The following is a 24,222-nucleotide window of genomic DNA, read 5'->3' as shown; positions in this document are numbered from 1 at the left end:
TCCAACACCATGACAGTTCTTCCAACATCGACATCCACCCTTGGCCAACAACTGCTACGAGAGGGGCGTGAGCTGCTGGCACGGGGCGACAGGGAGGCTGCAGCGCAAGTGCTGGTGCGTGCGCGCGATGAACGCGATGTGGTGCTGGCCGCCCACGCACTCATAGAGGCGAATGACCTGATCGGATCCTTCAACAACGTCATGGGGCTGAACTGCACCATCTCTGAGCAAGACGACATTTTCGGCTTCTTTCGAAGTCACCACTCAAGCCGTAACCCACTGCGCGACTACCTCGCGGACGGCTGGAGAACTTTGTCGGAGCTGATGCTGCTGCTGGAGGCGGTGGACCAGCCACTATTGAGGACACCCCGCGTGTTGGAATTCGCCAGCGGCCATGGCCGGTTCACCCGGCACTTGGTCAAGGCGCTGGGTTCTTCGCGGGTCGTGGTGTCGGATGTAGTGCCGAATGCGGTGGAGTTTTCTCGTAGCACGTTCGGTGTTGATGGCTTCTTGTCGACCAGCGTGCCTGAGAGTGTGCAATGGCCTGCCCGCTATGACTTGGTATTTGTGTTGTCTCTCTTCAGCCATTTGCCAAGCGCGACGTGGTCGCGTTGGCTCAAGGTGTTGTACGAAGCGGTTGCCCCTGGCGGGCTGCTGGTGTTCAGCACCCACGGTATCAAAGCGGCCGACTTTGATCATGTGACGCTGGACGAGGATGGCTATTTTTTTGCGGCTTCCAGCGAGTCCACTGCCATCGACGAGCAGGAATACGGCACCACTTTTACCTCAGAGGCGTTTGTCCTTGCGCGCATTGCCGAAACAGTGGGGGCCGACAGGCTGGTGCACAAGGCACCAGTTCATTTCTGGAACCACCAGGACGCTTACGTGCTGCGCAAACCGTGAAAGGAGCACTTGGGTGGAGCGTTGGTAGTGTGGCCAAGCAGCCCAGACTGCTTGCAACATGGTGCTGCTGCGGGAACGTAGGAAGCGATGGATCACAGTGCTATCCCTGGAGAAGCAATGAACAATAGTTGGTGGTTAAAGTTGCAGGAGCGGCTGTGGGGTATGGCTCCATGGGATGCAGAGCGCATCAGTGACGAGTGGTTTCGGGCGCATTTCGATTACGCCGCCAACGTGGTCCACCAGTGGATGGGCAGCGCGCTTGATATGCGCACTGCAAGACTGCTAAATTTTGGCTGCGGCGATGGCATTACCGATTTGTCTCTGGTGCTGCGTCACGGCGCTACTGCCATTCATGGCATCGATATTCGCAGGGAATACACCAAACTGCCGCGCATTGCCAGCGAGCAACTGGGCATGCGCCGTATCCCGGCTGCGCTGACGTTTGAGACCATCGCGCCGGGCGCGCGCCTGTCGGATCGCCATTCGGGTATCGATGGCATTATGAGCTGGTCTACTTTCGAACATGTGCAGCGCGACCAGTTGCTGCCGATCTTGCAGGATCTGCACGCCTGTTTACGCCAGGGGGGGGTGTTTTTCTTGCAGATCGAACCGTTGTTCCATTCACCCTATGGATCGCACCTGCGCCGCTATGACGAAGTGCCGTGGCACCATTTGCTGGTGCCCGAAGAGGTGCTGTGGTCCACCATCGAAGCCCACGAAGGGCCGATCAACGCGGAGGAAGTCGACTTTGGGTTTGCTGACTTTGGCGTAGACGGCTACAAACGCTTCGTATTCAAGGAGTACCAACAGCTCAACCGCTTGACGGCGGATGAACTGGTGGATCTTGTGCGTCAGGCTGGTTTCGTGGTGGAGCAACAGGAGCGACGCAGCGTAGACCTGCTGCCACCGCAGCAATTACTTGTGCAATACAGTGAATCAGTGCTGCGCAACAATGAGATTTTTTTGCTGTTACGCAAGGGTGCTTAGGAAGACAAGTCGTTCACGAGGGCTTGCGTGCCATGACTACAAAGCCATGTGCGGGCTGGCCCTTTTGGGTACGCAGTACGGTGTTTTCGACTTCCACCACAAATCCGGCATCCCGGCACAGGCTCTCGACATGACTGCGCTTGTGGACGTACCGTTCAGTAGACCGATTCAGGACGAGGTCAGGTCCATCCTCTGGCCCACTTTCGCATGAGAAAAACAGTCTTCCACCTGGCACCAGGGTGCGCCACACTGCGGGAATGACTTTACTCAAGTCGCCCACATACACGCAGACATCCAGTGCAACGACTACATCGTAGGACGTAGCTTCAGCCTCGCTGAGTGCGTCGTGCAGGTCAGCGACGGTCAATGTGTCGTACAGGTTGTAGCGGCGTGCCTGATCAAGCATTTTTGGGGATAAATCCACGCCCGCCAGGCGACCTTGTAGCCTGCCCAGTTGGGCCCCCAGCAGTCCTGTTCCGCAGCCTAAGTCGAGCAGGTTGAGCTTTCTGTCCGGATAAAAAGCGATGATTTTCTTGGCAATCTGCTGTGGCAGCCTGTAGTTCAAGCCCTGGACCAGCTGGGCGTCGAAAAAATGTGCAGCGTTGTCGAAAAGTTGCCGGTTGAGTTCGGTGGGCTGGTGTGCTGGAGTTTGTCCTTGTGCGCGCTCTTCGTAGTAGGCGTAGACGGGATTGGTGGGGTCGAGCGCTCGCAGATGGGCTGTTGCGAGAGCAGCTTCTTCCAGACGCCCTGCAATCAAGAGCATGTGCATGCGCCCTTCGAGCGCTGCGCGATCCTCGGGAGAGTCTGCAATGAGCCCGTCCCAGAGAGCAAGGGCCTCGTCATACTGCTCCATCTGACCCAGGGCGGAGGCGAGCATCATTCGCAACTTGGCATCGGAGGGTTGCCGGGCCAGGCCTTGCCGGATACGGCGCACAGCGAGGGCGAAGTCACCAGTGAGTTGTGCGACGTCAATTGCACCATCCAGCACGACGCGGCTCTCGCTGTCAAGTTGAAGCGCTGTGGCGGCGTTCTCGCTCGCTTCTTCATACTGACCCTGTCTGGCCTGCAACTGCGCCAGCACAATAATTCCGGGAGCCCAGTTGGGGGCGAGCGACAGCCCGGTTTGCATGAGTTGAAACGCTCCGGCCACATTGCCAGCTTTTTCTGACATGACCCCTGCCATCATGTATACGCGTGGGTCGTTGGGGAATTGGGCTCGTGCTTGATTGAGCGCGTCGGCAGCCTGAGCAAGTTGGCCTTGCTCTATCAGCGTGCGGGCGGCTTCGATGAGCGGAAGGTTGGGGTCGGAAATACTGTTCATGGTGGTGATTGAAGTAATTTACTTTTGCAGCCAATTCTTGATTCGACGCTGCCAGTGCGCAGGAATACGGCGGGCTGCAGTGCGCAGCAGAGGGAGCGAACGCAGGTAAGCGAGTGCGTTCAGTGCCTCAGCACGTGCTGACGCGCCCTTGGGTGCCAGGTATTGGGCTAGCAACGCGGCAGCCAATGGTGGCTGCGCGTCTGCTTTGGCCGACATGCCCATCAAATAGTCGTGCTGGTATGTCCAGGGCGCGCTGCTATCAGGTACAGGTTGTGCGAACGTGGTTGCTGGCGGCAAGCCAGGCACGAAATGCTCGGCACGCAAAGCTGTGAAAAAGCGCACCCATTGCTTTCCTTCCTGGTCCCACGGACAAACCCAGCTCCAAGGCCTGCCAACAATGCGTTCTGCAAATGCGCCGATGTCCGGAACGGCCACCGGCAAGCCTGCCTGCAAAGCGGCGCTGAGCGTATAGCTGTAGGTCTCAGGCCAGAGGGCGGGGAACCAGACTATGTCGGGTTGCAGCCAAGCCAGCAGTCCCGGCAAGTCCTCGTCCTGGTAGGCGCCATGTACGGTAAGCCGTGCGCGTGGCTGGGTTTGCAGGTGGCGGTAGCCATAGCCGAGCAGATGGAACTCCACAGGCGCACCTGTTCTGGCGGCTTCCTGGGCCGCTGCTTCAAGCACGTCAGCACCCTTGATGGCACTGAGTGCGCCGAGGACCACCACTTTGAGTGGTGCGTCCGGGGCCAAATTTTTGGCCAGCGGCAGTGGCGTTCCCTTGCTGCCAGGCGTGGCCATGTCCGTGTGGGGAATGGCCCGCACACGCGCGCTGGGGGCAAATGCAGCGATGCGCCGTGCAGTGTCTGCGCTGGGGGCGATAACCAGGCGAGCGCTAGTCAAAAAGTGACGGTTGCGGTGTCGCCAGTCCGCCACCGTGCCGTTGCCCATGGGGGCGGGGTCATGCGGGGAGCAACAAGCGCATTGCCCAGGGGCGGGTTCCCCAGCAAATCGGTTGTCGCTGCCCGTCAGGGAGATGTGAGCGCAATAGCTGTAGTAGTCGTGCGCGGTGAAGTCATAGTCCACCCCCAACTGTGCTGGCAGGTCCAGAACCAGCGGATCATGGCCAAGGATATGGTGGTAGTGGATATGCCGCACACCCAAGATACTGAGCACCTGAACGAGGTCTGCGAACTGGTCGGAGAGCCGGAACAAGAGTTCAAAGCCTTCATCCTTGCCAGCCAGTTCCAGGCGTACGCGCTGGTCTGGTGCGGGCGTGAGTGTGAGGAAGGTCGCTTGGTCACTCAAATGTTGCGCGAGTTCGCGCACATGGCGAAGGGTGCCGCCCGCCCTGTCGTGCAGCACAGCCAGCACGACGGGGCGTTGAGCCCGCTGTATGCGTGCCATATCCAGCGCGAGGCGATAGGGTTGCGCCGGATCTGCCTGCACAAATGCCATGACCTCGCGCTCGTAGCGGGGGTGCAGGCGTCGCAGGGTTTCCATGGCGGCCCGCTCGCGCGGGCTTTTGCTGTCGCCAAAGCTCACGCCACCGGTGTGCAGCACAAAGGTGTCTAGCAAATGGAGATTGCGCCAGCCCGCCTTTGCCGCACGTTGGCAGAAGTCGTTTTCTTCGCCGTAACCCTTGCCGAAGTTCTCTGTGTCAAACAGTCCCACCTGCTGCAGGCAGTCGCGGCGGATGTACATACAAAACCCGACACCGGTAGGCACGTCCACCACAGCGCCCGGATTGGTTTGCGCACACAGTGCGTCCAGCCGTGCCGTGTCGTAGTCCGGCGGCAAGGCGTTGTCCTTGCAAAAACGAGGGTAGCTGCAGATCGTGGCGTTGTTGGAAAACGGCGTAACCGAGCCTACCTTCTGGTCTCCGTAGGCTGCGCGGCGAATACGGTCGAGCCAATCATTGGCGACCTCAGTATCGCTGTTGAGTAGCAACACATCGTGGCTGTCGCTCAGCGACATGCCTCGGTTCACCGTTCCTACAAAGCCCAGATTTTCCGGGTTTTCCAGCAGCGTGATGCGGCTGTCTTGCTGTGCACGTTCCCGCAGCCATTCGGTGACTTCTGGTTCCGGGCTGGCGTCGTTGATGACGATCAGGCGCCAAGGCGTTTCGCATTGGCTTGCCAGGGCTGAATCAATACACAGTTGTGTATCGGCCAGTCCTCGGTATACGGGCACGATAACGTCTACAGGATGAGTGCTTGGCGCCAGTGGCACGGGTGCAGGCTCTGCGGGTTGCACGGGTGCCGGGACGCGGCCCAGCAATCGATCAATGTGCATCTTGGCGTGGACCAGGGGGCGGGTGGCTCTGAACACGGTGGAGTTTTCTATGGTCTTGAGGTGGTCGGCCAGTGCTTGGTAGTCCTTGTTCAGGCGAGTAGCTTCCTGCTGCCACATGGCGCGTTGCTGTGCAAGTGCCTTATTGCTTTCTTCTAGAAGGCTGGCTCTGCCACTCACCGCCTGTAGTTGGTTCTGCTGTTGCTCTATCCGGCTCTGTGCATCACGGGCACGGCTCTCCAGTAGGTCGATGCGGTCTCCCAGCGGTTTTACCGTACTGGACAGCGCCAGATAGTCGGCAGACATGGGCCAGCCCAGTTCAACGTCCAGCCGCGCGCCCGAGAGGCTGGCAGACGCAAGAGCCTCGGCGGGGATGGGCAGCTCCAGCCAGGGGTCAGTGCCGGTGAGAAGTAGCAAGCTTGCGCCGGACGCTGGTGGCATAGGGGCTTGCCAGGCAATTTGGCTGTGGGGGGTGGACGCCAGCAAGGTGCGGCTGGAGGTGTCTGCCGACCACTGCCAAAGGGCATCGCCTTGCTCGTTGCGCAGGGTGATGCCGTACAAGTGCAAAAAACCAGCTCGGTCTGCTGGGTCGAGTCTGAGCCGTGTGATGGCCTCGCCAACCGCGGGTATTTGAAAGCTTACGGTTTGATGCTCGGAGCCAATGACGCCAGTGGCGCTGAGCTTGTCACTTTCCGCATAGCCATCATGTCGCCCTATATACAGCTGTGCGGTGAAGAGTGCGTTTGCAGCATCAAGGTCAGTGGGAGCGTGTTCGGCGATCGGCACATATGTCACAGGCCGTGCAACGCCTATGAACTGGTAGGTCAGGGCATCGGGAATGCCGAGCAGGTAGCGGGCGACATTGGGTGGCAGGCGATCAAAGGCCACCTGAAATTCCGAGTCGGGCAATTGCCTGGTGATGGTATCGACAGCGTCCAGATCCCAGCGCTGTTCGGACAGAAACCTCACTAGCGAGCGGCGCGTGAAGAATCGCAGGTGGGTGCGATCGAGCAGGCCTTCCTCTCGGTAGCGGAACTCCCCTTCCAGTAATTCAGCCAGAAGCCCGCTGTAAGCGGCATTGGGCACCGATATGAGTAATCGGCCTTCTGGCGTTAGGAGTTCGCGGCACATCTGCAAAACAGACTCTGGCCGCTTGAGGTGTTCCAGAACATCGGCGCAAACGATGTAGTCATATTGCTTGGTACCGAACATGCTGAGCAAGTCGGCTGTCTCTAGGTCGGCCACCTCCACCTGTCGATAGTGGGGTTGGGCATGCGCAGCCTCTGCTTGACTGAGGGTGACACCATCCGTCGTGCAATCGCGGGTTTCCTTGAGATATTGCCCAAGAGCTCCGCTGCCACACCCCAGATCCAGCACGCAGGCGCCGCGCCTGATCAGGCCGGCCAGGACCGACAGCGAGGTGCGCTCCCCGTCTGCGATGGAGCGCAAATACACGTGCAGATCGTCAATAGAATTCGTCATCCGGCGATTATGACGGGCCAGATACGGCGACTTCGCACGCTGCGCAGGGGACAATACCGGTCGATGTCAGTCATTCAGCCTTTGTTTCAGCCTGGTTTGGTGGTCTCTGTGGTCAGTCACGGACATGGCGACATGGTCCATGCTCTGTTGCTGCAGTTGGCCCGGGTTTCGGCAGCCTCCATATCCCGCGTGGTGCTGACGCAGAACCTGCCAGAGCCGGAGCCCGTTCCTCCGGCAGGAGGCTGGCCATTTGAATTGTTGCGTGTAGTCAATGAGGTACCCCTCGGGTTCGGCGCCAATCACAATCGGGCTTTGGCCACAGTCACTGAGCCGTTTGTGTGCGTTCTCAACCCCGACGTGATGTTGGTAGGCCACGAGGATCCCTTCCAAGTGCTGGTTTCAGCGTGCTGTGCGCCGAACATCGGTTGTGCGTATCCTGTTCAGATCGATCCAGAGGGGCGGGTACAGGGCAGTGAGCGCGAAGTTCCCTCTCCCGTTGCGCTTTTGCGCCGCAGGCTTATGGGCCGCCAGGAGATACGGGTGGATTGGGTAAATGCTGCCTGCATGGTTTTGCCTTCTGCCGTTTGGCGCTCCTTGGGCGGGTTCGATGAGCGCTATTTCATGTACTGCGAAGATGTGGACCTTTGCCTGAGGTTGCGGTTACGTGGGCTGCATTTGACCAAAGCGCCGGTTCAAGTCATTCACGCCGGGCAGCGTGCCAGCTCGCGCAGCCTGAAGCATTTGGGCTGGCACATCCAAAGTCTATGGCGGTTGTGGAATTCGCCGGTCTATGCCCGAGCGCTACAGTTGCTAACTTCGGCGTCTGCCGACAAAGGTACCATCGGCGCTCCATGATTTGGTTGTCTGTGGTTGGCTTTTTGGTTGCGGCGCTGGCTGCAGGGCTCATTGTGAGATGGGGGCGGGAGCATGCGGCGGTGTACAGCGATTCGATGCCCCAGCGCTTTCACCTCGGACATGTTCCTCGATTGGGCGGCGCAGCGTTGGTGATGGGTACGTCCGTAGGGTGGGCGTTGGGCGTACTGCAGTCCGTCTATTGGGGAGACCCTGGCTCCCTCCGGCTCGACTTTTGGGTGGCGGGCTGGCTGGTGGTCGTGCTTCCCGCAGTGATCGGCGGCATTGCGGAAGACCTTACCCAGCGCCTTTCAGTGCGTTACCGCCTCACTTTGACCGGGGCATCTGGCGCATTGGCGGTATGGCTTTTGGGTATCAATCTGCCACGCCTGGGCTGGCCCTGGCTTGATGCTGTCCTGGTTGCTGCCCCCTGGCTTGGCATCGCCATAGTAGTGCTTGCAGTCGCAGGCCTGCCCCATGCCTTCAATATCATCGACGGCTACAACGGGCTGGCGGGAATGGTTGCCTTGATCGTGTGCCTCGCTTTGGCGCACGTGGCGCTGCAGGTGGGTGACCGGGCGCTGGCTGCGCTGCTGGTATCCACTGCTGCAGCCACAGGCGGTTTTTTGGTCTGGAACTATCCGCGCGGCATGTTGTTTGCCGGAGATGGGGGGGCTTATGTGTGGGGCGTGGTGATTGCCATGGCCAGCATCTCGCTGGTGCAGCGCAATGCGGACGTATCGCCTTGGTTCCCGATGCTTCTGCTGATCTACCCGGTGTGGGAGACGATTTTCTCCATTTACCGTAAGGCGGTGCGGGGCGTTTCACCGGGCGTGGCCGATGCGCTGCATTTTCACCAGCTCATCTACCGCCGCATTGTTCGTGGGGTGTTTCACGATGATGAGTCCCGCCGGGTGCTGATGCGCAACAACCGTACGTCGCCCTATCTGTGGGGTTTTACGCTTCTGACGGTGGTGCCTGCAGTGCTGTTCTGGAACAACACGCCCCTGCTCATGGCGTTTTGCGGGCTTTTTGTGGTCAGCTATGTCATGGCCTATCTGGCCATCGTGCGGTTCAAAGTGCCGAACTGGCTGCGCCACTGAAGCCTTCTAGTGTTCGCGCGCCTGGCGAATGCGGCACAATTTGCGCCTCACAGTTTTCTCCGGATGGCACGCCTCCATGACCGACCTTCTTTCGATTGCCCCACGCGACAAGGCTGAAATCCTGGCCCAGGCGCTGCCTTACATCCGCAAGTTCCATGGCAAGACCATGGTGATCAAGTACGGCGGCAACGCCATGACGGACCCGGCCCTGCAGGCCGACTTTGCCGAGGACGTGGTGCTTCTCAAGCTGGTGGGCATGAACCCGGTGGTGGTGCACGGTGGCGGCCCGCAAATCGAAACCGCGCTCAACCGACTGGGCAAGAAGGGCGAGTTCATCCAGGGCATGCGTGTCACCGATGCCGAGACCATGGAAGTGGTCGAATGGGTGCTGGCCGGCGAGGTGCAGCAGGACATCGTGGGACTGATCAACCAAGCCGGTGGCAAGGCCGTGGGCTTGACCGGCCGTGACGGCGGCATGATTCGCGCACAAAAGCTCAAGATGGTGGACAGCAAGGATCCGACCATCGAACACGACGTGGGCCAGGTGGGTGACATCGTTTCCATCGACCCCAGCGTGGTGAAGGCGCTGCAAGACGATGCGTTCATTCCCGTCATCAGCCCGATTGGCTTTGGCGAGAACAACGAAAGCTACAACATCAATGCGGATGTGGTGGCCAGCAAGCTGGCCACGGTGTTGCAGGCTGAAAAGCTGATGCTGCTGACCAACACCCCCGGTGTGCTCGACAAGGCCGGCAACCTGTTGACCGACCTGACAGCCCGCCGCATCGACGAGCTGTTTGCCGACGGCACCATCTCGGGCGGCATGCTGCCCAAGATTGCAGGTGCGCTGGATGCCGCCAAGGCGGGTGTAAATGCGGTGCACATCATTGACGGGCGTGTGCCCCATGCCATGCTGCTGGAGATCCTGACTGACCAGGCCTACGGCACCATGATCCGGTCTCACTGACTCCGCGTGAGGTCTCCATGCGTCTGCTGTTGGTCGAAGACGATGTGATGGTGGCCAGCGGCATCAAGCTGGGGCTCACCGATGCGGGTTATGCGGTGGACTGGGTGGGCAGTGGCGAGCGGGCCGAAGAGGTGCTGCGCGCCGAGTCGTTTGATGCAGCCATCATCGACATCGGGCTGCCCGCCATGGACGGTCTGGAGCTGACACGCCGCCTGCGCCGCCCAGACATGGCAAGCCCCGCGATGCCAGTTTTGATCCTGACGGCGCGTGACGCGCTGCATGACCGGGTGCAGGGGCTGGATCTGGGGGCGGATGACTACATGGTCAAGCCGTTCGAGTTGCCCGAGCTGCTGGCGCGCCTGCGTGCGCTGTTGCGCCGTTCCCAGGCCGCGACCACGGCCGTGCTGAGTTTTGGCCCGCTGGAGCTGGACACGGCCGGGCGCCGGGCCAGCATGCGCACACCGGCTGGCGAGCAGGTCATCGAACTGGGCCCGCGCGAGTGGACGGTGCTCGAATACCTGCTCATCAACGCCCCCAAGCCTGCTAGCAAAGACAAGCTGCTGCAAGCGCTGACGGGGTGGGACAAGGAGATCACCCCCAACGCGGTGGAGGTGTATGTCTCGCGCCTGCGAGGCAAGCTGGAACCCCACGGTGTGGCGCTGCGGTCCATACGGGGCTTTGGCTACCGGCTTGAACTGCAGGCAACCTGAGCAGGGATTCTCCGCGCCCAGTTCGCCGCCTCGCCATGCTTTGGAAAAACTCTTCCCGGCGGCCCGGCCTGCGCGCCATGACATCGGACCTGCGCACCCGGCTGCTGCTGATGCTGGTACTGCCCCTGTGTGTGCTGGTGCTGGCAGGCGTCTGGCTGGACTACCGGTCGGCCGACGAGGCGGCTGGCCAGCACGACCAGCGTCTGGTGCGGCTGCTGCCCGCGCTGGCCGATTCGGTGCTGGCGCCGCCCATCCACGACAACGACCCACCGCTGCTGCTGCTGGCGCCGCCCATCGAAGAGTTTTTGCGCCAGAACGCGGGCTTTGCAGCCTACAGCGTGCGCGATACCTCGGGGCGCCTGTTGCTCGGAGAGGGCTGGGTACACGGCGCAGTGCCCACCACACAGGCCCCGGAGTTCCACAGCGTGGAGTTCGGCGGCGTGACGTACCGGGTGGCGGCGCAACGCGGGCGCACGGGGGCGGGCGAGCTGGTCGTGGCCCTCGCCGACGGGTCGGACCCTCGCCAGAAATGGGCGCAGCAACTGCTCCTCAGGGTGTTGTTGCCCAACCTCGTATTGCTGATTGCCGCGGGTTTTGCAATCCATTGGGCGGTGCGGCAGGCCTTCAAACCCCTGGTGGGGCTTGCGGAGGCGGTGGAGCGCCGCTCTCCCCGCGATCTCAGCCCCATCGACGAGGCCGCCTCGCCCGACGAGGTGCGGCCCCTGGTGCACTCGCTCAACCGCCTGTTTGCGCTGGTCAACGCACAGGCCGAAGGGCAGCGGCGTTTTGTGGCCGACGCGGCGCACCAGTTGCGCACGCCGCTGGCGGGCTTGCAGGCCCAGGTGGAGGCCTGGGCCATGATGGCCAAGGCGGCAGCGCCGCCACGCACGTCATTCCCGGATTTCGACCGAAAAATGCCGCTAGCGCATGAAGATCGTGCACAAGGCGCTATTGTTTTGGGAGCAGATCAAATCGAGAAGCTGCGCAACGCCACGCGCCGCACCTCGCAGCTGGCGCACCAGCTGCTGGCGTTGTCTCGCGCGGACGCCCGCAGCCTGGACGCGCAGCCGCCGCAGCGGGTTGACCTCAAGGATCTGTGCGAGTCGCTGCTGGAAACATTTTTGGACGCAGCCACCGGCAAGGGCCTGGACCTCGGGCTCGATGTCCAGCTGGTGCATGTGACAGGCCATGGCTGGCTGCTGCGCGAGCTGCTGTCCAACCTGGTGGACAACGCCATCAAATACACACCTGCGGGGGGCGTGGTGACCATCCGCTGCGGACTGCGCCAGGGGCGCGCGGGCCCGCCCCGGCCCTACTTGGAGGTGGAGGACGACGGCCCTGGCGTGCCGGAGTCTGAGCGTACCCGCGTGCTGCAGCGGTTCTACCGCGTGCCCGGCGCGGGAGGCGAGGGCACGGGCCTGGGCCTGGCCATTGCGGACGAGATTGCCCGGGTACACCGTGCCGCACTGACGCTGGGCACGGGCCCCCAGGGGCGCGGGCTGCTGGTTACGGTGGTGTTTCCGCTGTAGTCGTGCGGGGTCCCCGGGCCGTCCGGACCGACAAGGGGCCTGTGCGAGAATCATTTCCACACACGATTGACTTGTGCAAACAGGTGGCGGCCCGGCCCCTCCTGGCTGCGGCAAGATGTGACATCGTGATCCACGCCCTGCCGTGATCCGACCATGCCCAGTGGCATGCGTACCGGCAGCAGGGCCCCACCGGAGTCCCTGTCCTGCATGTCTGAAATCTCGCCCCTCCCCGAGCCTGCCAGTACCGCCGAAGCGGGTGATGTTGCGGCTGCACGCAAGCGGCCCAAGCCCGGGGAACGGCGCGTCCAGATCCTGCAGGCCCTGGCCGCCATGCTGGAGCAGCCTGGGGCCGAGCGCATCACCACTGCCGCGCTGGCCGCGCGCCTGTCGGTCAGCGAGGCGGCGCTGTACCGCCATTTCGCCAGCAAGGCGCAAATGTTCGAGGGCTTGATTGATTTCATCGAGCAGTCGGTGTTCACACTGGTGCAGCAGATCACGGGGCGCGACGTGCATGACCCCACACAGCCTGCCGACGTGGGCGCGCGCCAGGCGGCGCGCATCGTGGCGCTGGTGCTGCAGTTTGGCGAGCGCAACCCGGGCATGGTGCGGGTCATGGTGGGCGACGCACTGGTGTTCGAGCACGAGCGCTTGCAGCAGCGCATGAACCAGTTCTTTGACCGCATCGAATCCACCCTGCGCCAGTGCCTGCGTGCTAGCACCGCCGCATCCAGCACGCCCACAGTCGATGCCCAGGTGGCGGCCAGCGTGTTGACGGCCTTTTTGCTCGGGCGCCTGCAGTGCTACGCCCGCTCGGGGTTTCGGCGCCTGCCCACCGAGCACCTGGAAGCCAGCCTTGCGCTGATGTTGTAGCGGTCCGCGCTGTTGAGGCGGCGCGTCACGGCGGGGGTGGCGCGGCTGCAACGGGTGGTTTGGATGGGTCTCCCTATTTTTTTCGGGGGCTTGGGGGCTGCAGGGAATTTGCTGCAGAATAGAACGAACGTTCGTTTTTATTCGTGCCCATGTCTTCCACCCCCGAATCCCGTCAGGTCACCCGCATCCCGCGCGCTCGCAGCGGTACCGGCCGCGCCCTGCAAAAAGGCCAGCAAACCAAGGCGGCCATCGTCGAGGCAGCGCTGGGCCTGGCCACGCACATCGGGCTGGAAGGCCTGTCCATTGGGGCGCTCGCAGACGTCACCGGCATGAGCAAGTCGGGCGTGTTCGCCCACTTTGGCTCCCGCGAAGAGCTGCAGATCTCCGTGATCCGCGAATACCACACCCGTTTTGAGCAAGAGGTGTTCTATCCCGCCATGTCTGCCCCACGCGGCGTGGCGCGTTTGTCGGCATTGTTCGACAACTGGATGAAGCGCACCTCCATCGAAATCGACTCGGGCTGCATTTACATCAGCGGCGCGGTCGAGTTTGATGACCGCACCGGCCCAGTACGCGATGCACTCGCCAGCTCGGTGCTGACATGGCATGCCGCCATGCGCCGCGCCATCGAGCAGTGCAAGGAACTGGGCGAGCTGCGTGCCGACACCAAGGAAGAGCAGATGCTCTTCGAGATCCACGGCCTGATCCTCGCGCTGCACTACGAGGCGCGGTTCCTGCAGACCCCGGGCTCCATTGACCGGGCCGTCGTGGGCTTTCACAACATTCTGGCGCGTTACAGCGCGCCAACAGTGGCCGCCAAGGCACCCACAGTGGCGCGCCGCAAAGTTTCCAACCAAACCACCACATCCAAGGAGTAAACCCATGCCTACCTATACGCCGCCCCTGCGCGACATGCAATTCGTCATGCACGAAGTGCTCAAGGTCAGTGATGAATTCAAGGCGATGCCACCCCACGCCGAAGTGGATGTGGACACCATCAACGCCGTGATCGAAGAAGCCGGCAAGTTCGCCGCCGAAGTCGCGTTCCCGCTCAACATCAGCGGCGACACCGAAGGCTGCGTGCTGAACAAGACCACGCACGAAGTGAAGACCCCCACCGGCTTCAAGGACGCCTATGCCAAGTATGTCGAGGGTGGCTGGGCGGCGCTGAGCTGCGACCCCACCTACGGCGGCCAGGGCCTGCCCTTCGTGCTGAACCAGTGCCTGTACGAGATGCTGAACTCGGCCAACCAGGCCTGGACGATGTACCCCGGCCTGTCGCACGGCGCCTACGAAGCCCTGCACGCCCATGGCACCGACGCCCAGAAGGCCCTGTACCTGCCCAAGCTGACCAGCGGCGAATGGACCGGCACCATGTGCCTGACCGAACCCCACTGCGGTACCGACCTGGGCCTGATGCGCACCAAGGCCGAGCCTCTGCCTGACGGCACCTACAAGATCACCGGCAACAAGATCTTCATCAGCGCCGGCGAGCACGACATGGCCGCCAACATCGTTCACCTGGTGCTGGCCCGCCTGCCCGATGCGCCCAAGGGCAGCAAGGGCATCAGCCTGTTTGTGGTGCCCAAGTTCAACGTGAATGCCGACGGCTCGCTGGGCGAGCGCAACCCGATCTTCTGTACCGGCCTGGAACACAAGATGGGCATCCACGGCAACGCCACCGCGCAGATCGCGCTCGACGGCGCCATTGGCACCATGGTGGGCCAGCCCAACAAGGGCCTGGCTGCCATGTTTGTGATGATGAACGCTGCCCGCCTGGGCGTGGGCAACCAGTCGCTGGGCCTGACGGAAGTGGCTTACCAGAACGCTCTGGCCTATGCCAAGGACCGCATCCAGTCGCGCAGCCTGTCGGGCCCCAAGGCCAAGGACAAGGATGCTGACCCCATCATCGTGCACCCCGATGTGCGCAAGATGTTGCTCACCGCCAAGGCCTACGCCGAAGGTGGCCGCGCGCTGCAGATCTTCTGCACGCTGTTGCTGGACAAGGTGCACAGCCACCCCGATGAAAAAGTGCGCAAGGATTCCGAAGAACTCGTGGCCCTGCTGACCCCCATCGTCAAGGCCTTCATCACCGACAACGGCCACATCAGCACCAACGCGTGCATGCAGGTCTTCGGCGGCCACGGCTTCATCAAGGAATGGGGCATGGAGCAATACGTGCGGGACAACCGCATCAACATGATCTACGAAGGCACCAACACCATCCAGTCGCTGGACCTGCTGGGCCGCAAGGTGCTGGGCAACAACGGCGCCACGCTGAAAAAGCTGGGCAAGCTGATTAGCCAGCTGGTGGAAGAAGAGGGCGTGAACGAGCGCATGGCCGAGTTCATCAACCCCGTGGCCATGCTGGGCGACCAGATGACCAAGTTCACCACCGAGATCGGCTTCAAGGGCATGCAAAACCCCGACGAAGTGGGCGCTGCTGCGGTGGACTATCTGCGCGTGGCCGGCCACCTGGTGTTCGGCTACCTGTTCGCCCGCATGGCCCAGGTCGCCCTGCGCGAGATCGCCGCCGGCAACACCGACCCGTTCTATGGCGCCAAGCTGCAGACCGCGCGCTTCTACTTCGCCAAGCTGTTCCCCGAAACCGCCACGCTGATGCGCACCGCCCGTGCCGGCAGCAAGGTGCTGATGGACACCGATCTGGCCCTGGCCTGATCGGTGCCGGATGCGGATTTCAAGCCTTTTTGCTAGGGAGCGCAGATGTTCAAAGCGGTAGCAGCTATTGTTTTGGTAGCGGGTGCGCTGCCGGCCTGGGCGCAGATGACGCCCGAAGGCCTGTGGCGCAACATCGATGACAAGACCGGCGAGGCCAAGGCCGAGATCCGCATCCGCGACATTGGTGGCGGCGTGCTGCACGGAGCGCTGGAAAAGCGCCTGTCCAAGGACGCCAAGCCCGAGGATGTCTGCGAGGAGTGCTCCGACGACCGCAAGGGCAAGCCCTTGGTGGGCTTGGAGATCATCCGTGGCGCCAAGAAGGCCGACGGCAAAGAGGTGTGGGAGGGCGGCAAGATTCTCGACCCTGAGAACGGCCGCAACTACACCCTGCGCATGACCCCCGTCGAGGGCGGCAAGAAGCTTGAAGTGCGGGGCTCGATCGGCCCGTTCGGCCGCACGCAAACCTGGATCCGCGTCCAGTAAACCCCATTCCCGTGGCCTTGCGCGCCCCCTGCGGTGTTGCGCAACGCCCCAACCAGGAACCCAACCCATGTCCCGATTCCAAGTGAAAAAAGTCGCCGTACTCGGCGCAGGCGTGATGGGCGCGCAGATTGCCGCCCACCTCGTCAACGTGAAGGTGCCCGTGGTGCTGTTCGACCTGCCCGCCAAGGAAGGCCCCAAGAACGGCATCGTCACCAAGGCCGTCGAAGGCCTGAAAAAGCTCAAGCCTTCGCCCCTGGGCGTGGCCGACGACGCGGCGCTGATCCAGCAGGCCAACTACGAAGAGCACATGCACCTGCTCAAGGAATGCGACCTCGTGATCGAGGCCATTGCCGAGCGCATGGACTGGAAGCTCGACCTGTACACCAAGATCGCGCCCCACGTGGCCAAGCACGCCATCCTGGCGTCCAACACCTCGGGCCTGTCGATCACCAAATTGAGTGAAGTGCTGCCCGAGAGCATCAAGCCCCGTTTCTGCGGCATCCACTTCTTCAACCCCCCGCGCTACATGACGCTGGTGGAACTGATCAACACCCCCACCACCCAGCCTGAAGTGCTGGACCAGCTCGAAGCCTTTGTGACCAGCGGCCTGGGCAAGGGCGTGGTGCGTGCGCACGACACGCCCAACTTCGTGGCCAACCGCGTGGGCATCGCGGGCATGCTGGCCACGATGAAGGAAGTCGAGAACTTCGGCCTGACCTATGACGTGGTGGACGACCTCACGGGCAAGAAGCTCGGCCGTGCATCCAGCGGCACCTTCCGCACCGCCGACGTGGTGGGTCTGGACACCATGGCCCACGTGATCAAGACGCTGCAGGACAACCTGAGCATTGAGACCGACCCCTTCTACGAAAGCTTTGGCACGCCTGCCGTGCTGAAAAAGCTGCTGGAGCTGGGCAACCTGGGCCAGAAGACCAAGGCCGGTTTCTTCAAGAAGGTCGGCCGCGATGTGATGCGCTTTGAGCTGGAAAGCGAAGAGTACGTGCCCGCCGGCCAGAAGGCCGACGAGGTGTATGCCCGTATGCTCAAGAAGCCCGCTGCCGAGCGCCTGCGCCTGCTGCGCAACGCCGAAGGCGCGCCCGGCCAGTTCCTCTGGGCCATCCTGCGCAACAGCTTCCACTACGCTGCCGTGCATCTGGGCACCATCGCCGACAACGCCCGCGACGTGGACCAGGCCATGCGCTGGGGCTTCGGCATGAAGCAGGGCCCCTTCGAGCTGTGGCAAGAAGCCGGTTGGCTCGAAGTCGCGAAGATGATCCAGGAAGACATCGACGCTGGCAAAGCGCTGTGCAAGGCACCGCTGCCTGAGTGGGTGTTCAAGGGCCCCGTGGCCGACGCCGGTGGCGTGCACACCGCGCAAGGTTCGTGGAGTGCATCGCAGAACAAGTTTGTGCCCCGCCGCCAGCTGCCCGTGTACGAGCGCCAGATCTTCCCCGAGGCCCTGTTGGGCGAAACCAGCCTGCCCGACTGGCGTACCGCTGGCACCACCATTGCTGAATCGAAAGCCCTGCGCACGTGGACGCTGGACGGTCAAATCCTCATCGCCGGCATCAAGAACAAGATGCACGCCATCAGCCCCGAAGTGATGGAAGCGCTGATGGAAGCGCTGGAACTGGCCGAGTCCGAGTACCAAGGAATGGTGATCTGGTCCGGCGACGCCCCCTTCAGCGTGGGGGCTGACCTGGAAGCCACCATGCCCGCCTTCATGGTCGGCGGCGCCGATGCAGTGGAAAGCATCGAGCAGGAGCTGCAAAACCTGATGATGCGCATCCGTTACGCGCAGGTGCCCGTGGTCGCTGCCATCCACGGCATGGCGCTGGGCGGCGGCTGCGAGCTGGCTGTGTATTCGGCCAAGCGCGTGGCGCACATGGAAAGCTACATTGGCCTGGTCGAAGTGGGCGTGGGCTTGGTGCCCGGCGCGGGTGGCCTGACCTATATCGCCCGCCGCGCGGCCGAGAACATGGCCGCTTCCACCAGCAAAGACCTGCTGCCCTTCCTGACCGAAGGCTTCACCGCCGCCGCGATGGCCAAGGTGGGTACCAGCGCACTCGAATCGCGCAAGTTGGGCTACCTGCTGGACAGCGACATCATCGTGCCCCACAAGGACGAGCTGCTGTTTGTGGCCATCAACGAAGCCAAGTCCATGGCCGCGAGCGGCTGGCGTGCACCGCACAAGCGCCTGTTCCCCGTGGCGGGCCGCAGCGGTCTGGCCACCATCAAGGCCCAGCTGGTGAACATGCGCGACGGCGGCTTCATCAGCGCCTATGACTTCAAGATCGGCGCCATGATCGCCGAGGTGGTCTGTGGCGGCGATGTGGATGCTGGCTCGATGGTGAGCGAGGAATACCTGCTCACGCTGGAGCGCAAGGTGTTCTGTCACCTGATCGCCCAGCCCAAGACGCATGAGCGCATCCTGGGCATGTTGTCCACCGGCAAGCCGGTTCGCAACTGATCCGGACGTCGATGGATAACCGGTAGACCGACATGAGCGAACACGCCCCCAACAAATTGCAGCGCTCGCTGATGCGCCTGGACGAGGCCCCCGCCTTCATGCGCGGGTTCGTGCAGAACATCATCCTGCGCCGGGCTGTGCCCTTTACCGGCACGGCCGGGGTGAAGTTCGTGTCGCTCACGCCTGAGCGGGTCGAAGTGCATCTTGCCAACGAGCACCGTGTGCAAAACCACATTGGTGGTGTGCACGCCTCGGCCATGAACCTGCTGGCCGAAACGGCCACCGGCATGGTCGTGGGCATGAACGTGCGCGACGACTGCCTGCCGCTGGCCAAGGAGCTGAGCATGGCGTTCAAGAAGCGCGCCACGGGCGGCCTCAAAGCCGTGGCCACGCTCACCGCCGAGCAGCGCGCCGCCATGCGGGCCAGCGACAAGGGCGAGGTGCAGGTGAAGGTCACCGTGACCGACGAAGCCGGTGTGGAGCCGGTCGAATGTGTATTTACGTGGGCCTGGGTTCCTTCCAGCCGCCCCCCCAAGAATTGAAGGAGTTTCACCATGGCTCAAAAACAAGTCCAGGACGCCTACATCGTCGCCGCCACGCGCACGCCCATTGGGCGCTCGGGCCGCGGCTATTTCAAGAACACCCGGCCTGACGACCTGCTGGTCGCCGCCATCAAGAGCGCCATGCTGCAGGTGCCCACGCTGGACCCCAAGGCGATTGAAGACGCCATCATTGGCTGCTCCTTCCCCGAAGGTGAGCAGGGCATGAACATGGCCCGCATTGCTGTGGGCCTGGCGTTCGACCACCCCGTGGGCGGCGTGACCGTGAACCGCTTCTGCGCATCGGGCATCACCGCGCTGCAGATGGCGGCTGACCGCATCCGCGTGGGCGAGGCCGACGTGCTGATCGCCGGTGGCGCTGAGTCCATGAGCCTGGTGCCCATGGGCGGCAACAAGCCCTCGTTCAACGCCGAGATTTTTGCCAAGGACGAAAACGTGGGCATCGCCTACGGCATGGGCCTGACCGCCGAAAAGGTCGCCCAGCAGTGGAAGGTGAGCCGCGAAGCGCAAGACGCGTTTGCCCTCGAATCCCACCTGCGTGCCATCAAGGCGCAAAAGTCCGGTGAGTTCAGCGACGAAATCACGCCCTTCGAAATCGTGGAGCGTTCGCCCAACCTCGCTACCGGCGAAGTGGTGGAAAAGCGCCGCACCGTGAGCCTGGACGAAGGCCCCCGCCCTGATACGTCCCTGGAGGGCCTGGCCAAGCTCAAGCCCGTGTTTGCCGCACGGGGCAGCGTCACGGCAGGCAACAGCTCGCAGACCAGCGATGGTGCCGGTGCGCTCATCGTGGCCAGCGAAAAGGCGGTGAAGCAGTTTGGCCTGACGCCCCTGGCGCGTTTTGTGAGCTACGCCGCGCGCGGCGTGCCGCCCGAGATCATGGGCATTGGCCCGATCGAAGCGATTCCTGCGGCCCTGCGTTATGCGGGTCTCAAGAGCGATGACATTGGCTGGTATGAGCTGAATGAAGCGTTTGCGGCGCAGTCGCTGGCCGTCATCAATACGCTGGGGCTGAACCCTGCGAACGTGAACCCCATGGGCGGCGCAATTGCATTGGGGCACCCGCTGGGCGCTACCGGTGCGATCCGTGCGGCGACGGTGGTGCATGCGCTGCGTCGGCACAAGCTGAAGTACGGCATGGTCACGATGTGCGTAGGGACCGGCCAAGGCGCCGCCGGCATCATCGAAGCGTTGTAACTGGCTACTGCGCGGGCCATCTGCGTCGTTGGGCGGTGCTCGGAATCCTCACGTACAGGAAGTACGTTCCGGTTCCTGTGCTCCGTCCGCCTAGCAGCTGATCCCGCTCGCTACGCCCTGGAGAGCGGGGTGTGAAGGCCGGGGAGGGCGGGGACAAGAAGTTGGTTGCTATCCCCCAACCGTTCGAGCTGAGCCTGTCGAAGCCAAGGCCACCGCCAAGCGATAGTTTTCTTTTCAAGCCGACGCAGAGCGGTTCGACACAAGGAGACAGACATGAACAAGCAAACCTTGCAGGTCAACGGGGCAGTGTCATTGGCACTGCGCGTCTACGAACCCGAGGGCGCACCGCGCGCCAGCGTTGTCATCGGCGGCGCGATGGGGGTGCGGCAGTCGTTCTACGAGGCCTTTGCGCTGTGGATGGCGCAGCAGGGGTTTCGGGTCACCACGTTTGATTACCGAGGCCATGGCGATTCGCTGCAGGGCGCGATGCGCGATGTGAAGGCGGATCTGTTTGATTGGGCGCAGGACTATGAGGCGGTGATCTCTGGCGCCAAGGCCGCGTTGCCTGAGCAGCCTTTGTTCCTGCTGGGCCACAGCCTGGGCGCGCAATTGCCAGGGCTGCTCAAGAAGCCCGAACAGGTGGCGGGCCTGCTGAGCGTGGCTGCAGGCAGCGGCTACTGGCGTGATAACGCGCCGCAGCTCAAGCGCATCGTTCCGTATTTCTGGTGGGTGCTGGTGCCGCTGGCCACGCGGCTGTGCGGGTACTTTCCGGGGCGCACGCTCAAGAAGGTGGGCGACCTTCCGGCGGGTGTGATCCTGCAGTGGCGGCGCTGGTGCTTGCATCCTGCCTACAGCGTGGGTGCCGAAGGGCCTGCGGTGGCGCAGAGTTATGGCGCGGTGCGGTTCCCGGTGCTGGCGCTGTCGATGGCGGACGACGAGCTGATGACCTTGCGCGGCACGCACAACCTGGTGAACCTCTACGCCAACACCGAGCGCCGCGTGGAGAGCATCACGCCGGCCGACCTGCAGGTGCGGCGCATTGGGCACTTCGGCTTCTTTCGCGACCAGTTCCGCCAAAGCCTGTGGCCGCGCGCAGCGGCTGCGCTGGCCACGCTGGGCGGTGGCGGAATGCCCCACGGCGAAGTCTCCGGTACGACGGCCTGAGCGGTCGTTTCGCGGCACACTTGCAGCATGACTTCCTCTTCATCCACTTCTTCGTCTGCGTCTTTGTCCTCCGCTACCCACCCGCTGGACGAGGCGCTGCAACTGACGGCTTCGTCCGCTGCGACGGGCCAGTACGAAGGGCAGACCCACCCCGGCTACTGGAACATGGTCGGCCCGTTTGGCGGCATCACCGCTGCCACGCTGCTGCAGGCCATCTTGCAGCACCCCGACCGGCTGGGCGACCCGCTGTCGCTCACTGTCAACTATGCGGGCGCTTTGACCGCTGGTGCGTTCACGGTGCAGGCAACTCCTGTTCGCACCAATCGCTCCACCCAGCACTGGACGCTGTCGATCCTGCAGGCCGGTGCCGACGGCGCGCAGGTGGTCACCACCACGGCCACCGCCGTCACGGCCGTGCGCCGCGAGACCTGGAGCGTGGGCGATGTGCCCATGCCGCAGGTGCCACCCCCCGCAGAGCAAAAGGCCATCGTTGCCCCCTTGGGCGCTGTGGAATGGCTCAATCGCTACGAGATGCGCCCCATCGCTGGCTTCATCCCGCGCACCTGGGACGGCAGCGGCGACCACAGCCTGACGCAGCTGTGGATGCGCGACACACCACCGCGGCCGATCGACTTCGTGGCGCTGTCCGCATTGGCTGATGTGTTCTTCCCCCGCGTGTGGCTGCGCCGTGCGCGCCAGGTGCCTGCGGGCACGGTGTCGATCACCGTGTACTTCCACGCCACGGCAGAGCAGCTGCAGGCCACGGGCACGGGCTTCCTGCTCGGCCAGGCGCGCGGGCAGGAGTTCCGCAACGGATTCTTTGACCAGACCGTGCAGCTGTGGAACGAGGCTGGCACCATGCTGGCCACCAGCCATCAGATCGTTTACTACAAGGAATAGGAAGTCGGCCTATTGCCCTGTGCCGTACCGCATTCCTCTCGTCCCAATCCATCCGACCCGGAACCTTCACCACCATGACCGAAGCCACCCAAGACATCCTCGTCCACTCCGAAGCGGGCGTGACCACCATCACCTTCAATCGCGTGGACAAGAAGAACTCCATCACGCGCGACATGTACGCCGCCATGGCTGATGCGCTCGATGCCGCCAAGTCCGATGCCAGCGTGCGCGTGGTGGTGTTCCAGGGCGACGTGGCGATCTTCAGCGCAGGCAACGACATCGGTGACTTTCTGCAGCAGCCGCCTGCCACGCAGGACTCGCCGGTGTTCCGTTTTCTGCGCGGCATCGCCACCTTCCCCAAGCCCGTGATCGCCTCGGTCTGCGGCCCGGCTGTGGGCATTGGCACGACGATGCTGTTCCACTGCGACCTCGTTTACGCGGGCGACAACGCGGCGTTCTCCATGCCCTTCGTCAATCTGGGCCTGTGCCCCGAGGCCGCATCGAGCCTGCTGGTGCCGCAGATGCTGGGGTACCACCGCGCTGCGGAAGCCTTGCTGCTGGGCGAGCCGTTCATGGCCGAGGCCGCGTTGGAAGTGGGGCTGGTGAATCGTGTGGTGCCGCCCACCGAGTGCAATGGGGTGGCGCAGGCGCAGGCGAAGAAGCTGGCGGCCAAGCCGTTGTCGTCGCTCATCGAAACCAAGCGGTTGATGAAGGGCGGGCAGACGGCGAAGGTGCTGGAGGTGATGGCGGAAGAGGGCGAGAGCTTTGGGCGCATGTTGCGTGAGCCTGCAGCGCGGGAAGCGTTTTCGGCGTTTATGGAAAAGAGAAAGCCTGATTTCAGCAAGAGCTGAAATCAGGACGCCGCGTGAGCGGCGAGGACCGCGCAGCGGGCCGGAGATCTTTCGCTAAAAGCGCAGGCCGGATTCCGGAGCTCTCTGGGTTCTCGGATTTTGGTCAATTTGGCTGCTGGCGCTTATCTAGCAAGCGCTAGCAGCTATTGTTTTTGTAGTTTTGAGTCTTTTCTCAACCGTTCGGGCTGAGCTTGTCGAAGCCTTGGCGTGTTGATTTGAAAAGCATGCATGTGTTCAGGGCGGAGGCCGGGTTGTCGCCCCGGCGGGCGAGTAACTTTCTTTCGCGTCGCCGAAAGAAAGTCACCAAAGAAAGGGCGACCCCCAGTCTGCGACCCCTTCGCGGTGCGAAGGGGCAACCTGCGTCGGGGCGGTTGCGGGGTGCGCCGTGGAACTCGCTTTGCGCTGGCGCGCGCCGCTCGGACAACCACGGCGAGTCAGTTCACGAGGCATGGGCGCTGCGACGCCCATGCTCACCCCGCAACCGCCCCGCCGCAGGCGCAGCCAGCAGGGGTGGGGCAGCAGAACATCCGAACAGCCAAACTGCCCTTCGGGCCATCGCTGCGCTCGGCCCTGCCGCCGCAGCGCGTGGCGCTTGCGCCCGCGAGATGGTGCCGAGCAAAGCGATGGCCCGGATGGATGTCCGACTCGCGGGTTCCCTTCTGGATGCGCCTGGGGCGCACAGGGCGCGGGGTGGCATGCGCGTCGGAGCGCACATGCTTCGTGAACTGACTCACCGCAGTTGTCCGAGCGGAGCGCCAAAGGCGCGCAGCGAGTTCTGCGGTGCACCCCGTGACCGAGCACCCCAGGTTGCCCCGTAGCGCAGCGAAGGGGTCGCAGACAGTAGGGTCGCCCTTTCTTTGGTGACTTTCTTGTCGAGCAAGCGAAAGAAAGTTACTCGCATGCCGGGCGAC

The 24,222-nt window shown here is 62.9% G+C and carries 19 protein-coding genes; 17 read left to right on the top strand and 2 right to left on the bottom strand.

Features of this window, described 5'->3' with window-relative positions:
* The first annotated feature begins 9 nt into the window (after positions 1–9).
* Both ASC83_RS05920 and ASC83_RS05915 read left to right on the top strand, forming a co-directional pair.
* Positions 10–903 (top strand): bifunctional 2-polyprenyl-6-hydroxyphenol methylase/3-demethylubiquinol 3-O-methyltransferase UbiG, encoded by an 894-nt coding sequence (locus ASC83_RS05920; RefSeq protein WP_056059995.1) that lies wholly within the window; start codon positions 10–12, stop codon positions 901–903.
* Positions 904–1,020: 117 nt separating this feature from the next.
* Positions 1,021–1,890 (top strand): bifunctional 2-polyprenyl-6-hydroxyphenol methylase/3-demethylubiquinol 3-O-methyltransferase UbiG, encoded by an 870-nt coding sequence (locus ASC83_RS05915; protein WP_056059435.1) that lies wholly within the window; start codon positions 1,021–1,023, stop codon positions 1,888–1,890.
* A gap of 13 nt (positions 1,891–1,903) precedes the next feature.
* Here ASC83_RS05915 and ASC83_RS05910 read toward each other — a convergent pair whose 3' ends face one another.
* Both ASC83_RS05910 and ASC83_RS05905 read right to left on the bottom strand, forming a co-directional pair.
* Positions 1,904–3,211 carry a tetratricopeptide repeat protein gene (locus ASC83_RS05910; protein ID WP_056059431.1) on the bottom strand — a complete coding sequence of 436 codons (1,308 nt, stop codon included), beginning with the start codon at positions 3,209–3,211 and terminating at the stop codon, positions 1,904–1,906.
* Positions 3,212–3,229: 18 nt separating this feature from the next.
* Positions 3,230–6,979 (bottom strand): methyltransferase domain-containing protein, encoded by a 3,750-nt coding sequence (locus tag ASC83_RS05905; RefSeq protein WP_056059429.1) that lies wholly within the window; start codon positions 6,977–6,979, stop codon positions 3,230–3,232.
* Between ASC83_RS05905 and ASC83_RS23440 the strand changes: the two genes are divergently transcribed.
* From ASC83_RS23440 to ASC83_RS05830, 15 genes are all read left to right on the top strand, one after another.
* Positions 6,953–7,834, top strand: a complete 882-nt coding sequence (locus tag ASC83_RS23440) for a glycosyltransferase (protein ID WP_369816947.1) — start codon at positions 6,953–6,955, stop codon at positions 7,832–7,834. The genes ASC83_RS05905 and ASC83_RS23440 overlap by 27 nt on opposite strands.
* Positions 7,831–8,934, top strand: coding sequence for a glycosyltransferase family 4 protein (locus tag ASC83_RS05895; protein ID WP_056059425.1), 1,104 nt, complete (start codon positions 7,831–7,833; stop codon positions 8,932–8,934). The genes ASC83_RS23440 and ASC83_RS05895 overlap by 4 nt, the downstream gene beginning before the upstream one ends.
* A gap of 76 nt (positions 8,935–9,010) precedes the next feature.
* Positions 9,011–9,901, top strand: a complete 891-nt coding sequence (gene argB / locus ASC83_RS05890) for an acetylglutamate kinase (protein ID WP_056059422.1) — start codon at positions 9,011–9,013, stop codon at positions 9,899–9,901.
* 17 nt (positions 9,902–9,918) lie between these two features.
* Complete coding sequence (locus tag ASC83_RS05885) at positions 9,919–10,611, top strand: response regulator transcription factor (RefSeq protein WP_056059420.1); 693 nt, start codon at positions 9,919–9,921, stop codon at positions 10,609–10,611.
* A gap of 77 nt (positions 10,612–10,688) precedes the next feature.
* Positions 10,689–12,140 carry a sensor histidine kinase gene (locus ASC83_RS05880; protein ID WP_056059418.1) on the top strand — a complete coding sequence of 484 codons (1,452 nt, stop codon included), beginning with the start codon at positions 10,689–10,691 and terminating at the stop codon, positions 12,138–12,140.
* Positions 12,141–12,347: 207 nt separating this feature from the next.
* Positions 12,348–13,010 (top strand): nucleoid occlusion factor SlmA, encoded by a 663-nt coding sequence (gene slmA / locus ASC83_RS05875; protein ID WP_056059416.1) that lies wholly within the window; start codon positions 12,348–12,350, stop codon positions 13,008–13,010.
* Positions 13,011–13,159: 149 nt separating this feature from the next.
* Positions 13,160–13,888, top strand: coding sequence for a TetR/AcrR family transcriptional regulator (locus ASC83_RS05870; protein ID WP_056059414.1), 729 nt, complete (start codon positions 13,160–13,162; stop codon positions 13,886–13,888).
* Positions 13,889–13,892: 4 nt separating this feature from the next.
* Complete coding sequence (locus ASC83_RS05865; RefSeq protein WP_056059412.1) at positions 13,893–15,689, top strand: acyl-CoA dehydrogenase C-terminal domain-containing protein; 1,797 nt, start codon at positions 13,893–13,895, stop codon at positions 15,687–15,689.
* A 45-nt stretch (positions 15,690–15,734) separates the two neighbouring features.
* On the top strand, positions 15,735–16,172 hold the full coding sequence (locus ASC83_RS05860; protein WP_056059410.1) for a DUF2147 domain-containing protein: 438 nt from the start codon (positions 15,735–15,737) through the stop codon (positions 16,170–16,172).
* Between the two features lie 67 nt (positions 16,173–16,239).
* Positions 16,240–18,642 carry a 3-hydroxyacyl-CoA dehydrogenase/enoyl-CoA hydratase family protein gene (locus ASC83_RS05855; RefSeq protein ID WP_056059406.1) on the top strand — a complete coding sequence of 801 codons (2,403 nt, stop codon included), beginning with the start codon at positions 16,240–16,242 and terminating at the stop codon, positions 18,640–18,642.
* Positions 18,643–18,674: 32 nt separating this feature from the next.
* A complete protein-coding gene (locus ASC83_RS05850) occupies positions 18,675–19,184 on the top strand; it encodes a DUF4442 domain-containing protein (RefSeq protein WP_056059404.1) in 510 nt (169 codons plus the stop codon).
* A 12-nt stretch (positions 19,185–19,196) separates the two neighbouring features.
* Positions 19,197–20,396, top strand: coding sequence for an acetyl-CoA C-acyltransferase (locus ASC83_RS05845; RefSeq protein ID WP_056059402.1), 1,200 nt, complete (start codon positions 19,197–19,199; stop codon positions 20,394–20,396).
* A gap of 273 nt (positions 20,397–20,669) precedes the next feature.
* Positions 20,670–21,560: an alpha/beta fold hydrolase gene (locus ASC83_RS05840; RefSeq protein ID WP_056059401.1), complete on the top strand. Its 891-nt coding sequence runs from the start codon at positions 20,670–20,672 to the stop codon at positions 21,558–21,560.
* 27 nt (positions 21,561–21,587) lie between these two features.
* Positions 21,588–22,460 (top strand): acyl-CoA thioesterase II, encoded by an 873-nt coding sequence (locus ASC83_RS05835; protein ID WP_082522361.1) that lies wholly within the window; start codon positions 21,588–21,590, stop codon positions 22,458–22,460.
* Between the two features lie 74 nt (positions 22,461–22,534).
* The gene (locus ASC83_RS05830) at positions 22,535–23,311 is read left to right on the top strand and encodes an enoyl-CoA hydratase (RefSeq protein ID WP_056059399.1); all 777 of its coding nucleotides are present in this window, start codon (positions 22,535–22,537) and stop codon (positions 23,309–23,311) included.
* Positions 23,312–24,222 lie beyond the last annotated feature (911 nt).

Source organism: Acidovorax sp. Root402 (genome assembly GCF_001425125.1).
Lineage (GTDB): Bacteria > Pseudomonadota > Gammaproteobacteria > Burkholderiales > Burkholderiaceae_C > Acidovorax > Acidovorax delafieldii.
Note: the sequence above shows the minus strand (reverse complement) of the source record. Positions and strands in the feature narration are given on the sequence as shown.